The following is a 13591-nucleotide window of genomic DNA, read 5'->3' as shown; positions in this document are numbered from 1 at the left end:
ATATGCCCTGCGGCTCGCGGGCCGTGAGGGGCAGGGGATCCGAGACATGCGTATCAAGACCGTAGAGGCCTGGTGGATTAAAATTCCCATCGAGGCGAGCCGTCAGCACCGCAGCGACTTCGGCCGGTTGACGACCTTCGATAGTGCGATCCTGCGGATCGAAACGGACGACGGGATCGTCGGCTGGGGAGAGGGCAAGAATGCCGCGGGCAGTTCGGGCACCTATGGCACGCTGGTACACATGCTCAATCACGAGGTGGGGCCGAAGCTCATCGACCGCGATCCTGCCGACATCTCCAGCATATGGGAGATGCTCTACAACGGCGTACGCCACGAGACGGCGGCGAGTTCGGGTCACGCCATGCCCGAGATCGCGCGGCGCGGTCTGTCCGTCGCGGCGATCAGCGCGGTCGACATAGCGCTCTGGGACATTCTCGGCAAGTCGCTCGGCGTCCCTGTCTGGAAGCTGCTGGGTGGGCGCAAGGCGGACAGGTTGCCCGCCTATGCCTCGGGCGGTTGGGAGAGCGTGGACCGGATCGGCGAACAGCTCCGGTCCTATGTCGCGGCCGGTGGTTTCAAGTCAGTCAAGATGCGCGTCGGTGCGATGGATCGTGCGCTGCATGTCTCGGCATCGCGCGTGCGGGCGGCTCGCAAGGCAATCGGCCCCGACGTCGACCTGATGGTCGATGCGCACGGCACCTATACTGTTGCGGAGGCAAAGCGCTTCATCCAGATGGTCGCCGATTGCGACCTCGCCTGGTTCGAGGAGCCGGTGATAGCCGATGACAAGCCGGGCATGGCGGAGGTGCGCGCGGCTGGGAACGTACCGATCGCTGCGGGCGAGAGCGAGGCGACGCGTTTTGCCTTTCGAGATCTTGCCATGCTTCGGGCCGCCGACATATTCCAGCCGGATCCCGCCTTCTGCGGCGGCATTACGGAGGCGATGCGCATCAGCTCGCTCGCCAGCGCCTTCAACCTCCGTTTCGCGCCGCATCTTTGGGCCGGCGCGCCCTGCTTCTTCTCCGGCCTGCACTTGTGCGCGGCTTCCCCGGCAAGCTTCGTCATCGAATATTCGCTCGGCGCCAATCCGATGATCCACGATCTTGTCGAGGACACTGTGTCGGTGAAAGACGGTATGGTAGAGATCCCGGACAGGCCTGGCCTGGGTTTCACGATCAATCAGCGGGTCCTGGAGACTCACGCGCAAAGACAGTGACGATGAAAGAAAATTCCCTCCTCTCCGATCTCGCAGCCCACCTGTTCTCGAACTCGAGCGGCAACGGCCGCACGCCATCGGAGCGAGAGCTTGCGGAGCATTTCGGCGTCAGCCGGGGCCAGGTTCGCGAGGCACTGGCCATTCTGGAGGCAATGCGCATCGTCGAACGCCGGGCCAAGTCGGGCATCTACCTGACGACCACGGAGGCGAGCGTGGAGGCAATGGCGCTTTTTGCCCGCGCCGGCGTGCCGCTTGATCCTATCCTGATCTACGAGACCGTGGAGCTTCGCAAGATCCATGAGATCAAGGCCGCGGAACTCGCATGCGATCGGGCGACGGAGGAGAATTACCAGCAATTGCGCGATATCCTCGCTGCGTCCGAGGCGAAGCTTGCCGCCGGCGAGGGGCTGGCGCGCGAGGATCGGGACTTCCATTTGGAGATCGTCCGAGCCACCAAGAACAGCGTCTTCCATCGGGTGTGCAGCGTCTATTACGTGATGGGCGAGCACCGCCTGCCGATCTATTTTGCCGACGCCGCCCGCAGCCGGCGCTCGCATGAGGAACATATCCGCATCTATGAGGCGCTGCTTGCCCGAGACGGCAATCTGGCCCAGGCGCTGATGAGCGCGCATCTTCAAGGCGCGGAAAGCTATTGGAAGGGTCTCATCGGCGGTCCAGCGACGACAGCCGGATAGGCGCAACCGGCGGGAGGGCCGATGAGCTTCATCTTTTCCACACATCCCCTGCACCCCGCGGCCAAGACCATGCTCGAGGCTGCGGGTGATCTGCGCGTCGCTTCCGCGCCCGATCCCGAAACGTTGCTGCGAGAAGGCCGCGGCGCGGGCATCGTCGTCATACGCGCGCCGATCCCGCCGGCCTTCTTCGAGGATGCGCCAGCGCTTCGCGCGGCGATCCGCCATGGTGCCGGGCTTGACATGGTTCCGATGGATGCGGCGACCCGCGCCGGCGTGCTTGTCGCCAACGTCCCGGGCGCCAATGCCTCGACTGTCGCCGAGCACGTCTTTCTCGTGACGCTGGCCCTGCTTCGGCGCTTCCGCCTGATGGACCGCGACCTGCGTCAGAACGGCTGGGTGGCGGGCCGCGCCCAATCGGATACGGCCGTCGACCTCGCCGGCCGCACCATGGGCATCGTTGGAATGGGCAATGTCGGCAAGGCGATCTTCAAGATCGCGAAGTTCGGTTTCGGACTGGAGGTGGTCGCCACGAGCCGGTCGCCGGAAAGCGTGCCGGACGGCGCGCGTTTCGTCACGATCGATGAGCTTGTGGCGACGGCTGACATCGTGGTGCTCTGCTGCCCGCTGACGCCGGAGACGACCGGCTTGCTCAATGGCGGTCGCATCGGGCGCATGAAGCCCGCGGCCATTCTGGTCAACGTCTCGCGCGGCCCCGTGATCGATGATGCGGCGTTGATCGAGGCGCTGCGCGATGGTCGTATCGGCGGAGCCGCGCTCGACGTCTTCGCAACGCAGCCGCTGCCGCTCGACCATCCCTATCTCGGCTTTGACAACGTCATCGTCACGCCCCATCTCGCTGGTCTGACGGAAGAGAGCATGATGCGCATGGGAACAGGCGCGGCGAGCGAAGCCCTGCGCGTCATCAAGGGCGACTTGCCCGTTAATTTGCGCAATCCCGAAGTGGTAGAACACTACCGCCGGCGCTTTCCCGCATAGCGCCTCGTCGCGACAATTCGAAACGCTGGCTGCCCCTGCCGTGCCGCCGAGACCGCTGGCATCCTTCGGACCGATCAGGTCAGCCCGCGTGCCGCAGGCTTACACCGCTTCCGGCGTCAAACAGCACGACCTTTTCCGGATTCCACGAAAAGCGAACCTCATCCTCGATCCGAAGCGCCGTCTGTGTCGGCACGGTCGCGTGGATGAACTTCTCGCCGGTGCGCAGCGTCACGATCTTTTCGACACCGTGATTTTCCACGTCGTGGACCCGTGCTTCGCCGGGCGCGCCGCTGTCGAGAAAAATGTCCTCGGGACGGATGCCGAAGGTGAGCGGACGACCGTCTGTCGCGATCCCGTGTCCGTTGCCGAGGGGCAGCCGATAGCCCTCGCTCGCCACTGCCTCGCCGCCGGCAAGCGTGCCGGCAATCAGGTTCATCGGCGGCGAACCGACCGCGCGCGCGACGAAGGTGTTGACCGGGTTTCCGTAGATCTCCTGCGGCGTACCCGTCTGCACCAGTTGACCATTGTTCAGGACGCCGATTTTGTCGCCCATCGACATGGCCTCTATCTGGTCGTGAGTGACGAAGAGGAAGGTCGCGCCGAGGTTCATCTGCAGGTTTTTCAGCTCGGTGCGAAGTGCTTCGCGAAGCTTCGCGTCGAGCGCCGAAAGCGGTTCGTCCATCAAGAAGACCCGCGGTTTGCGCACGATGGCCCGGCCGATCGATACGCGCTGCATCTCGCCTCCCGACAGCCGGTCCGTCTTGCGGTCGAGCAGATGCTCGATGCGCAGGGTTTTCGCAACGCGGTCGACGCGCTCCTTGATTTCCCCGGGTTCAACGCGACGGATACGGGATTTCAACGGAAATTCCAGGTTCTCCCGCACCGTATAGCGCGGGTAAAGCGAGTATTGCTGGAGCACCAGGGCCACGTCGCGCTCGGCGGCACCCCAGTCGGCAACGTCCTGCCCGTCGATGAAGATCTGGCCTGCGGCCGGCTTCTCGAGACCGGCGATCAGGCGCAGCGTCGTCGTCTTGCCGGCGCCGGTCTGCCCGAGCAGCACGAAGAACTCGCCGTCAGCAATGTCGATATTCAGGTTTTTCAGCGCCGTGTGGCTGCCGAAGGTCTTGGTGATGCCCTTGAGTTCGATATGCGCCATCAGAGTCTGATCCCCAGCGACGAACCGGTAGCGGTGTTGAAGAAATGTGCCTGGGCGGGGTCGATGCGTGCCCAGACGGCTTCGCCGGGACCAGGCACGAAACCGCTCTTGGTCCGTGCCCTGATCATCTGGTGACCGACCTTCAGGTCCACGATGTCGTGCGAGCCAAGAGGCTCGATGATATGCGCTTCGACCGGCATGAAGCCCTCGCGGGCCTCCCGTGAAACGAGCACGCCCTCAGGGCGTACCCCGAGTGTCAGCTTGCCGTTCTCGGCCCTTGCGTCAGAGAGGCGGTTGGCCAGCACGGCGGGGAACTCGAAGCCCGTCGTCCCGTCGCCGACCTGCACGCTGGTATGGCTGCCCGTTTCGCTGATGGTCGCCGGCGCCATGTTCATGACCGGGCTTCCGACGAACTGGGCGACGAACGTGTTGGCGGGTTGCGCATAAACCTCTTCCGGCGTGCCGACCTGCTGAAGGATGCCCTCGTGCATGATGACGATTCGATCGGCGAGCGACATGGCCTCCACCTGGTCATGCGTCACGTAGATGGTGGTTGAACCCTGCTTGATATGCAGGCGCTTGATTTCCGCCCGCATCTCCTCGCGCAGCTTCGCGTCGAGCGCACCGATCGGCTCGTCCATCAGCATGGCCTTTGGCCGTCGCACCAGCGCGCGGCCGATTGCGACACGCTGCATGTCGCCGCCGGACAGCGCCGAAGGCTTGCGGGCCAGCAGACCGGTGATGCGCAGCACACCGGCGATCTCGCGGACCGACGCATCGACATCGGCACGGCTCATCCGGGTAGCGCGGAGCGGGAAGGCGATGTTCTCGTAGACCGTCATGTGCGGATAGAGCGAGAAGGATTGGAACACCATGGCGATGTCCCTGCCGGATGCCTTGATATGCTGCACCGGCTGCCCGTCGATCAGAATGTCGCCTTCGTCGATCGTCTCGAGCCCGGCGACGGCGCGCAATGTCGTCGTCTTTCCGCAGCCCGATTGTCCAAGCAGCACGATGAATTCATTGTCGGCGATGGCGAGATTAAGGTCTTTGATGACCTGGACGGCACCGAAATATTTCTGGATCCCGCGAAGTTCGATCTGCGTCATGAATGGCTGCCTTCGTCTGGTTGCGCGTCCCGCGGGATTTTGGTCGTCACCATGAAGGCGATCAGTCCGACGAGCGTCATCGTCATGCCGTAGCGATGCAGAAATAGGTTCCAGGGCTGGCAGAGCGCGATAATGCCGAGGATCATCAGATACTGCGAAGCGGGTTCGAGAAATCTCTGGTTCAAGGCGCGGAAGGTCATTTGCGGATCGCTCCGAAGCTCATGCCGCGCAGGAGATGGTTCCTGAGCAGGAAGGTGAAGATGGCGACCGGTAGCAGGAACAGGAACGTGCCGGCCGCAATGACCGTCCAATCCGGCAGGCCTGAGCCGACCTGGCTCGGAATGAAGGGTGGAGCCGTTTGCGCGCGCCGGTTCGTCATGATCAGCGCAAATGCATATTCGTTCCAGGCCGTGATGAAGCAGAAGACGGCGGTCGCGGCGATGCCGGTCGCCGCTTCCGGGATGACGATCTTGAAAAAGGCCTCCATCCGCGTGTAGCCGTCGACGAGTGCTGCCTCCTCGTATTCCTTCGGGATCTCGTCGATGAAGCCCTTCATCAGCCAGACCGAGAAGGAAAGGTTGAAGGCAGTGTAGAGTATGATGAGGCCCCAATGCGTGTCGTTGAGGCCGACGACGCGGTACATGAGGAACATCGGGATCGCCACGACGACGGGCGGCAGCATGCGCGTCGACAGGATGAAGAAGAGAAGGTCTGCCTCCCCCTTCACTTTGAAGCGCGAGAAGCCGTAGGCTGTGAATGTTCCCATGCCGACTGCCAGCACCGTGGACGTGATGGCGACGATCAGCGAGTTCATGAAGCGGTTCGGATAGCCGGATGGCTGCACCTCGCCTCGACCGGAGCGGACGATCTTCTCGCCGCCGTCGAACACCATCCGCTCCCACCAGGGGGCGGCGGCATATTCTTCGGGAGTCGGCGTCCCGCGCAATTGCGAGCGCTTGGTGAAGAGCTTCACGAAGGGCGAGAGTTCCGGCTCGAAAAGTACCGTCGGCGGAATGGTGGTAGCAAGGTTGCGCGGCTTGAAGGCCGTCGAGGTGATCCAGTAGATTGGCGCCAGGAAGATCAGCGTGATGACCAGTACGGCGGCGATCGCCACCCGGTTCAGCGCGCGTTCGGAGCGGGTTTGGACGGCGGCCATCTCAGCGCTCCTTCACTTTGTTGAGGTACTTGACGTAGATGTTGGTGATGGCGAGGACCATGATGAGCACGATGTAGGCGAGTGCGCAGGAACGCCCCGTCTGCCATTCCTGGAAGGCCATCTTGTAGAGCCGGATGGAGATCACCTCGGTCGTCGGTTGGCTGGTCAGGATGTAGGCGAGGTCGAAGGTCTTGAAGGCTTCCATCGTACGGAAGATGATTGCGATCATGAGGATCGGCGCCACGAGCGGCAGCGTGATGCGGAAGAAGGTATAGAACGGCCCCGCCCGGTCGATCGCCGCTGCCTCGTAGAGATGCTTCGGCACGGCCGAAAGACCGGCAAGCGACAGCAGCATCACGAAGGGCGACCACATCCAGATGTCCGTGATTGCGACTGCATAGAGCGCCATATCCGGATTCGACAGCCACTCGAAGGAGCCGAGGCCGAGTGCGTAGTTGATGATGCCGAAGGACGGGTCGTAGAGCAGCTTCCAGAAGAGGCCGACCACTGCCATCGAGAGCATCATCGGCAGCAGCAGCAGCGTCGTCAGAAGACCCTTCAGCGGGATATCGCGGTTGAGCAGCATCGCGGTGCCGAAGCCGACGATCACCTGCCCGGTAACAGAGACGATCACATATTTCGCGGTGATGGCGAAATTCGACCAGATGAAAGGATCGTTCAGCAACTCGCGGTAGTTTTGCAGGCCGACGAAGTTGGCCGGCGCGTTCGACGAAGCGCGAAAGTCGGTGAAGGAATAGCCGAGCGAATAGATCAGCGGAAAGATGTTGAAGACGATCAGGAACAGGATCGTCGGAATGATGAAGAGATTGCGAATCCGGATGTCGCTCATGCCGCGAGATGCGGCACGCGATTTCGTGTCCAGCGATGTCATGACTGCGGTGGCCAATCCTCTCCTCCTCCGAGAGTTCGGCGCGCCGGATGCCGGAACGGCATCACGATGCGCGAAGTTGATGCCGGGCGCCGCGCCCTCTCGAGCCGCGCCTTCGGCGCGGAGATGCAGAGTGAAATGGGAGGGGCTGCGGCCCCTCCGCTGAGCGCGCTTGCTACTTGTTGCGTCCGTATTTCGCGAACGTAGCGTTCCAGTCCGCTGCCAGAGAATCGAGCACTTCCTTCGCCGTGCCTTGGCCGGCGGTGACGAAGGGATAAATGCGCTGGTTCATCTGGATCAGCAGTTCGGCATATTCAGGCGTTGCCCAGAAGTCCTTCACCTTGAACATCGTCTCGTAGAAGGCCTTGTTATAGGGTGTCGCGTTCTGAAACTCCGGCGATTCAAGCACCTTGGCGCTTGCCGTGTAGCCGCCGAGTTCGGCCCAGCGCTTCTGGGTCTCGTCCTTGATGAACCATTCGAGGAATTTCATCGCCTCTTCCTGGTTTTTTGAGTAGGAGATGACCGATATGCCTTGGCCGCCGAGCGCTGCGAACTGCTCGCCGTTCGGGCCTGCCGGATTGGCAAAGAAGCCGGTAACCTTGGCGTTCGGGTTGGACGCCTCGTTCACCAGAGCCGGGAAGAAGGCGAAGTAGTTCATGCTCATCGCCGCCAGGTTCTCGGTGATCGCCTGGTTGTTCTCGACGAAGAAGGACTTGGCCCAGCCCGGAGGCGTAAACCCGTAGAGCTCGCGATACAGCTCGAGCGCCTTGACGTTCTTCTCGGAATTGATGATGCCGTCGACCTTGTAGCTCTGGTAGTCGCCGAGTTCGCCTCCAAACGAGAAGATCGCGTTCTCGACACCCATGACGAGACCGTCATAAGAGTTGTCGGTGTAGATGGCGATACCGTATCGCTTCTGGTCCGGACGGTGGAAAAACTCGGCGATGTCACGCATCTCGGCCCATGTCTTCGGCGGGGCGAGGTCGTAGCCGTATTTGGCCTTGAACGCCTCCATCTCCTTGGGATCTTCGAACCAGTCTTTGCGGTAGGACCAGCCGACGGCGTCGCCTTCGGCCGGAACTGACCAGTACTTTTTCGAGTTCGACGGATATTCGGCGTAGTATTTCACTGTTGCCGGGGCCATCACCTGGGTCAGATTGTGCTTGGTGAAGAAGTCGGTCAGATCGACGTAATGGCCGGCTTCTGACGCTGCCCCGATCCACTGGCTGTCGCCGACGACCATGTCATAGGCTGAACCCTTGGCGTTGAACTCGGTGAAGGCCTTGGTCTGGAAGTCAGCCCATGGTGTGGTCTCGACCGTGACCTTAACGCCGGTTTGAGCCTCGTATTCGTTGGCGAGTTCCTGAAGGTAGTTTGCCGGGTCCCACTCGGCCCAGAAGATGGTCAGTTCCTGGGCCTGTGCGGATGTTCCGCAGGCCCACATCAATCCGACACCGGCCAACAGACCGGTCATAGTTTTGCGCATAATGTTTCCTCCCATTTATGCACGCCTCCCGCTTCATCGCGGGCCTCCCGATCCGGCTTTCCCGATCCTCTTGGGCGGTGTTCGTGCTGGGGGTCCTCCTCGACCCCCTAGCTCGTTTCAGATCTCAAGCCTGAATGTCGTTCCCTGATCTGGTAGTACCAAAAGCCATTATCGTCAAGCGCAACCTCGGAGAGCTTTCATCAAAGGCTCGTCTTCGAAGTTTCGACGTCTTTCCCCCGCAATTGCAGGGCTTCTGACGCAGGCTTGTCGGACCGTCTCACATTCATCATCGGCGATCCAGACCACAATACAAGAATATATTACTGACACTGGTCGAACCAGTTGTTGCCCCAAGTCGGGGCGCCACGTCATGCCTCGCTCTCTGCCTGCCGTAATGCGGTATCAACAAGCGCCTTGGCGGCCCACTCGGCAACAGACTGCGCGCCTTCCGAGGTCAGGCCCCAGATATCCTTCAACACGATCAGCACTTCGACGCCGAAGACAAGTGAAAGCGCCTGTGCAAGGCGTTCCCTGGATTCGGGCGGCACGGCGCCCTGCAGGGGGGCAGTCACGCTCTTCAGCAGGTCGACCCGGTGGCCGCGCTTGAACAGCGGTTCGTTGCCGAGCGTGCCCGCCTGGCGCTGCGCCCACTGGTCCAGCGAAAGTTTCAGCGCCGCCTTGAAGGTGGCCTCGAACTCGTCGATGCGCGGCATCGCCGTCGCCAAAAGGTCGGCAACGCGGACGCGTGCATCCGGACTCTCCGACGACCAGCCGAGTATGGGCCCCAGAGCCTCATCCACCACGGCATGCACCAGCGCGGCCTGGCTCGGAAAGTAGCGGTAGGCCGTCGCGCGCGAGACTTCGGCAGCCTCGGCGACTTCACTTACCGACGGAGTGATACCGGACTGCATGATCCGCGTTGCCGTTTCGAGCATCAGTTTTCGCGTTCGGGCACGCGGGCCTCGCTCGGTCCTGGCTGTTTCGTTCTGTTGACGTGAGACATCCATGTCTTTATGATACGCACGTCTCACAAATTTGCAAGGGCCCGTCGCTTTGTCCCAACGTGAGATATGCCGGGAGGAAATCCACCCGGTCGCGGAGGGGAAATGAAGCAGATCTACGTGGTCGGCACGGCCGACACGAAGGGCGAGGAGCTTGCGTATCTTGCCGCTTGCATCGAAGCGGTGGGCGGCGGTGTTGTCCGCGTTGACGTCGGCATAGGCGAGCCTGCGACCGCCGTCGATGTGAAGGCCGACGCAGTGGCGGCGTGCCATCCGGACGGGGCTGGAGCCGTTCTTGCCAGCGGGGACCGCGGAAGGGCGGTCGAGGCGATGGGCATTGCTTTCGCGCGCTTCCTTGTGGAGCGCCAGGACATCGCCGGCGTCATCGGTATCGGTGGAGGCGGAGGCACTTCGATCATTACCGCAGGCATGCGCCAATTGCCGCTCGGTCTGCCAAAGATCATGGTCTCGACGCTCGCATCCGGCGATGTGGCTCCCTTTGTCGATGTTTCAGACATCGTGATGATGCCTTCGGTCACGGACATGGCGGGCCTGAACCGGCTGAGCCGCGTCATCCTTCACAACGCCGCTCAGGCGATCACCGCCATGGCCCACCGCCCGGCTGAGGTGACTGCATCCAAACCGGCCCTCGGGCTTACCATGTTCGGCGTTACCACACCTGCCGTATCCGCCATGGTCGAGCGCCTCCGAGCGGACTATGATTGCCTGGTCTTCCACGCCACAGGCACGGGCGGGCGGGCGATGGAGAAGCTTGCCGACAGCGAGCTCATCTCTGGCGTGCTCGACATCACGACGACCGAGGTCTGCGACCTGCTGTTCGGCGGCGTCTTGCCCGCCACCTCGGACCGTTTCGGCGCCATTGCTCGCAAAGGCTTGCCCTATGTCGGTTCGGTTGGTGCGCTCGACATGGTGAACTTCTGGGCGCCGGAGACCGTTCCGGAGCGTTATGCCGGCCGGCTGTTTTACCGGCACAACCCGAACGTCACCTTGATGCGCACGACACTGGCCGAATGTGCGCAGATTGGCCGCTGGATCGGCGACAAGCTCAATCTCTGCCACGGCCCCCTACGCTTCCTCATTCCCGAAAAGGGCGTTTCGGCCCTCGACATCGAAGGCGGTCCGTTCTTCGATCCGCAAGCCGACGCCGCGCTTTTTGCCGCGCTCGAGGCGACGGTGAAGCCGACGGCATCGCGACGTATTATTCGCCTGCCGCTCCATATCAACGACCCAGATTTCGCCGAGGCCGCCGTCGCGGCCTATCGTGACATCGCCAACCCCTGAGAGACAAATCGATGCCAGTCATACCGCGCAACACCATCCTCGAAAAATTTCACGGCATGATCGCAGCCGGCGTGCCGATCGTCGGGGGCGGCGCCGGCACCGGCATCTCCGCCAAGGCCGAGGAAGCAGGCGGCATCGACCTCATCATTATCTACAATTCCGGGCGCTACCGGATGGCGGGGCGCGGTTCGGCGGCCGGACTGCTCGCCTATGGCAATGCCAACGAGATTGTGAAGGATATGGCGCTCGAAGTGTTGCCGGTCGTGAAAAAGACGCCGGTACTCGCCGGCGTCAATGGCACGGACCCCTTCGTGCTGATGCCGCGCTTCCTTGCCGACCTCAAGGCAATGGGCTTTTCCGGCGTACAGAACTTCCCCACAATCGGCCTCTTCGACGGCCGGATGCGGCAGAGTTTCGAGGAGACAGGTATGAGCTACAATCTGGAGGTCGAGATGATCGCCACCGCCCACGGGCTCGAGCTGCTGACGACGCCTTATGTTTTCAACGAGAGCGAGGCGATCGCCATGACGGCCGCCGGCGCCGACATCGTCGTGGCGCATATGGGAGTGACGACTGGCGGCACGATCGGCGCCACATCCGGCAAGTCCCTCGATGACTGCGTCGATGAGATCACCGCGATCATCAAGGCGGCACGTTCCGTGCGCGACGATGTCATCGTGCTCTGCCATGGCGGCCCGATCTCCATGCCGGAGGATGCGCGCTATGTTCTCGAGCGTTGCCCTGGCTGCCACGGCTTTTATGGCGCAAGCTCGATGGAGCGCCTGCCGGCAGAGGCGGCAATTCGCAAGCAGACCGAAGATTTCAAGGCGCTCGCCATCGGCGCGGTCGTCTGAGGAAGGATGTGGAGGAGGCAGTTTCATGGTAAAGGACAAGTACTTCATCTATCCTAAGGACGTGAGCGCCTTCGGCTTCGACTGGGGCAAGCTGTCGCTGACTGTGGCGCCCGAGGTCAACGGCGCCAGCCGGTTTTCCGGCGGTGTCGTCGAACTGCCGAGCGGCGAGGGCCATTCCCGCCACAATCATCCCGGCGCGGAGGAAATCATCTTTGTGATTTCTGGCGAGGGCGAGCAGATGGTCGAGGACGAGACGGGTAATCCTATCACGCGGAAGGTCGCCAGCGGCTGCACGATTTATGTTCCGGAAAGCCGCTTTCATTCGACGAAGAACACTGGCGGCGGGCCGATGCTCCTCTTCGTGGTCTACTCACCGGCGGGGCCGGAGCTTGCGCTTCGCGATTTGCCGGACTTCCGCCTGCTGCCGCCGGGCTTCTGAAGTGGCGCATCCATTTTCTGGGAGGAAAGACAATGAACGACAATGCAGGGCAAACGAGGCAGGCCGCCGTGACGCCGTTCGATACGGCCAAGCTCGACCGTCTCATGGAGGAAGCCGGTATCGACGTCGTCGTCGCCACCTCCAAACACAACACGCAATATCTCATGGGCGGCTACAAGTTCATCTTCTTCGCGGCCATGGATGCGATCGGGCATAGCCGGTACCTGCCGATGGTGATTTATGAGAAAGGCGCGCCTGATCACGCCGCCTATGTAGGTAACCGCATGGAGGGCGCAGAGCACCAGAACAACCCATTCTGGACGCCCGCCGTGCATACGGCGACCTGGGGCACGCAGGATGCCGCCGGGCTCGCCGTCGAACACCTGAAGAAAATCGGCAAGAGCGGTGGGCGCATCGGCATCGAGCCAGCCTTTCTGCCATCCGACGCCCGCGACCTCCTTGCCTCTCGGCTGGATGGCGCTCGATTTGTCGATGCCACGCATGTGTTGGAGCGGCTAAGGGCGGTCAAGACGCCGGATGAACTGGCAAGGCTAAGACGCGCCTCCGAACTGATTACCGACTCCATGCTGGCGACGATGGCGGCGGCCCGCGCCGGCTCGACGAAGATGGAGATCATCGAGCAGCTGCGCCGGGAGGAAACGAACCGCGGCCTGCACTTCGAATATTGCCTGCTGACGCTCGGTTCCAGCCATAACCGCGCGGGCTCGCCGCAGGCCTGGGTCGAGGGCGAGATCCTGTCGATCGATTCCGGCGGCAACTATCACGGATATATCGGCGACCTCTGCCGCATGGCTGTGCTCGGCGAGCCGGATGCGGAACTGGAGGACCTCCTGGCCGAAGTCGAATGCATCCAGCAAGCGGCCTTCGCCAAGGTCAGGGCAGGGGCTGCGGGCAGTGAGATGATCGTGGCAGCGGAGGCCGAGCTCAAGGCCTCGCCGTCGGCGGCCTTCACCGACTTTTTCTGCCATGGCATGGGCCTCATCGCCCACGAAGCACCGTTCCTCATGACGAACCACCCCGTCACCTATGATGGCATCGATGCCGACAAGCCGCTGGAAGCCGGGAGCGTGATCTCGGTCGAGACGACGATGCTTCACCCAAAGCGCGGATTCATCAAGCTGGAGGATACGCTTGCCATCACCGATGGCGGCTATGAAATGTTCGGCGACCGTGGCCGCGGCTGGAACCGCGGCGGAGCGTGATTGTAGGCCCAACCGCAAAGAAGGCCCGGCAGATGTCAGCTGCCGGGCCTTTTTCGTTACTTGGTATCG

General features: G+C 62.3%; 14 protein-coding genes. 7 read left to right on the top strand and 7 right to left on the bottom strand.

Annotated elements, in window-relative coordinates:
• Positions 1–46 precede the first annotated feature (46 nt).
• From FFM53_RS27435 to FFM53_RS27425, 3 genes are read left to right on the top strand one after another with little or no spacing between them, the layout of a single operon-like run.
• A complete protein-coding gene (locus tag FFM53_RS27435; RefSeq protein ID WP_138388659.1) occupies positions 47–1216 on the top strand; it encodes a mandelate racemase/muconate lactonizing enzyme family protein in 1170 nt (389 codons plus the stop codon).
• A gap of 2 nt (positions 1217–1218) precedes the next feature.
• Positions 1219–1911, top strand: coding sequence for a FadR/GntR family transcriptional regulator (locus FFM53_RS27430; protein ID WP_138388660.1), 693 nt, complete (start codon positions 1219–1221; stop codon positions 1909–1911).
• 21 nt (positions 1912–1932) lie between these two features.
• Positions 1933–2907 carry an NAD(P)-dependent oxidoreductase gene (locus FFM53_RS27425; RefSeq protein ID WP_138388661.1) on the top strand — a complete coding sequence of 325 codons (975 nt, stop codon included), beginning with the start codon at positions 1933–1935 and terminating at the stop codon, positions 2905–2907.
• 79 nt (positions 2908–2986) lie between these two features.
• Here the strand turns inward: FFM53_RS27425 and FFM53_RS27420 are convergent, their stop codons facing one another.
• From FFM53_RS27420 to FFM53_RS27390, 7 genes are all read right to left on the bottom strand, one after another.
• Positions 2987–4063, bottom strand: coding sequence for an ABC transporter ATP-binding protein (locus FFM53_RS27420; RefSeq protein WP_138388662.1), 1077 nt, complete (start codon positions 4061–4063; stop codon positions 2987–2989).
• Complete coding sequence (locus FFM53_RS27415; RefSeq protein WP_029871366.1) at positions 4063–5172, bottom strand: ABC transporter ATP-binding protein; 1110 nt, start codon at positions 5170–5172, stop codon at positions 4063–4065. The genes FFM53_RS27420 and FFM53_RS27415 overlap by 1 nt, the downstream gene beginning before the upstream one ends.
• Complete coding sequence (locus FFM53_RS27410; protein ID WP_138388663.1) at positions 5169–5372, bottom strand: hypothetical protein; 204 nt, start codon at positions 5370–5372, stop codon at positions 5169–5171. Before FFM53_RS27410 ends, FFM53_RS27415 begins: the two co-directional genes overlap by 4 nt.
• The gene (locus FFM53_RS27405; RefSeq protein ID WP_138332488.1) at positions 5369–6328 is read right to left on the bottom strand and encodes a carbohydrate ABC transporter permease; all 960 of its coding nucleotides are present in this window, start codon (positions 6326–6328) and stop codon (positions 5369–5371) included. Before FFM53_RS27405 ends, FFM53_RS27410 begins: the two co-directional genes overlap by 4 nt.
• Position 6329: 1 nt before the next feature.
• Complete coding sequence (locus FFM53_RS27400) at positions 6330–7235, bottom strand: carbohydrate ABC transporter permease (RefSeq protein ID WP_003562956.1); 906 nt, start codon at positions 7233–7235, stop codon at positions 6330–6332.
• A gap of 157 nt (positions 7236–7392) precedes the next feature.
• A complete protein-coding gene (locus FFM53_RS27395; RefSeq protein ID WP_138388664.1) occupies positions 7393–8703 on the bottom strand; it encodes an ABC transporter substrate-binding protein in 1311 nt (436 codons plus the stop codon).
• A 368-nt stretch (positions 8704–9071) separates the two neighbouring features.
• Entirely contained in the window at positions 9072–9710 is a 639-nt protein-coding gene (locus FFM53_RS27390; RefSeq protein ID WP_173883663.1) for a TetR/AcrR family transcriptional regulator, read from the bottom strand.
• A 99-nt stretch (positions 9711–9809) separates the two neighbouring features.
• Here FFM53_RS27390 and FFM53_RS27385 point away from each other — a divergent pair, with 99 nt between their 5' ends.
• Genes FFM53_RS27385 through FFM53_RS27370 form a run of 4 tightly spaced genes read left to right on the top strand, consistent with a single transcriptional unit; the run spans position 9810 to position 13522 of the window.
• Positions 9810–11006: a Tm-1-like ATP-binding domain-containing protein gene (locus FFM53_RS27385; RefSeq protein WP_138388666.1), complete on the top strand. Its 1197-nt coding sequence runs from the start codon at positions 9810–9812 to the stop codon at positions 11004–11006.
• A gap of 11 nt (positions 11007–11017) precedes the next feature.
• On the top strand, positions 11018–11860 hold the full coding sequence (locus FFM53_RS27380) for a phosphoenolpyruvate hydrolase family protein (protein ID WP_138388667.1): 843 nt from the start codon (positions 11018–11020) through the stop codon (positions 11858–11860).
• Positions 11861–11885: 25 nt separating this feature from the next.
• A complete protein-coding gene (locus FFM53_RS27375) occupies positions 11886–12299 on the top strand; it encodes a cupin domain-containing protein (protein ID WP_003549741.1) in 414 nt (137 codons plus the stop codon).
• Positions 12300–12331: 32 nt separating this feature from the next.
• Positions 12332–13522, top strand: coding sequence for a M24 family metallopeptidase (locus FFM53_RS27370; RefSeq protein ID WP_138388668.1), 1191 nt, complete (start codon positions 12332–12334; stop codon positions 13520–13522).
• Positions 13523–13591: the final 69 nt, after the last annotated feature.

The organism is Rhizobium indicum, assembly GCF_005862305.2.
GTDB lineage: Bacteria > Pseudomonadota > Alphaproteobacteria > Rhizobiales > Rhizobiaceae > Rhizobium > Rhizobium indicum.
The sequence above is the reverse complement of the archived record's forward strand: the minus strand, read 5'-3'. Positions and strand labels throughout refer to the sequence as shown.

Bases quoted from the DNA above. Each gene is read 5' to 3' on its own strand.
- FFM53_RS27435 (WP_138388659.1), top strand. From the start codon at position 47: ATGCGTATCAAGACCGTAGAGGCCTGGTGGATTAAAATTCCCATCGAG.
- FFM53_RS27430 (WP_138388660.1), top strand. From the start codon at position 1,219: ATGAAAGAAAATTCCCTCCTCTCCGATCTCGCAGCCCACCTGTTCTCG.
- FFM53_RS27425 (WP_138388661.1), top strand. From the start codon at position 1,933: ATGAGCTTCATCTTTTCCACACATCCCCTGCACCCCGCGGCCAAGACC.
- FFM53_RS27420 (WP_138388662.1), bottom strand. From the start codon at position 4,063: ATGGCGCATATCGAACTCAAGGGCATCACCAAGACCTTCGGCAGCCAC.
- FFM53_RS27415 (WP_029871366.1), bottom strand. From the start codon at position 5,172: ATGACGCAGATCGAACTTCGCGGGATCCAGAAATATTTCGGTGCCGTC.
- FFM53_RS27410 (WP_138388663.1), bottom strand. From the start codon at position 5,372: ATGACCTTCCGCGCCTTGAACCAGAGATTTCTCGAACCCGCTTCGCAG.
- FFM53_RS27405 (WP_138332488.1), bottom strand. From the start codon at position 6,328: ATGGCCGCCGTCCAAACCCGCTCCGAACGCGCGCTGAACCGGGTGGCG.
- FFM53_RS27395 (WP_138388664.1), bottom strand. From the start codon at position 8,703: ATGCGCAAAACTATGACCGGTCTGTTGGCCGGTGTCGGATTGATGTGG.
- FFM53_RS27390 (WP_173883663.1), bottom strand. From the start codon at position 9,710: ATGGATGTCTCACGTCAACAGAACGAAACAGCCAGGACCGAGCGAGGC.
- FFM53_RS27385 (WP_138388666.1), top strand. From the start codon at position 9,810: ATGAAGCAGATCTACGTGGTCGGCACGGCCGACACGAAGGGCGAGGAG.
- FFM53_RS27380 (WP_138388667.1), top strand. From the start codon at position 11,018: ATGCCAGTCATACCGCGCAACACCATCCTCGAAAAATTTCACGGCATG.
- FFM53_RS27375 (WP_003549741.1), top strand. From the start codon at position 11,886: ATGGTAAAGGACAAGTACTTCATCTATCCTAAGGACGTGAGCGCCTTC.
- FFM53_RS27370 (WP_138388668.1), top strand. From the start codon at position 12,332: ATGAACGACAATGCAGGGCAAACGAGGCAGGCCGCCGTGACGCCGTTC.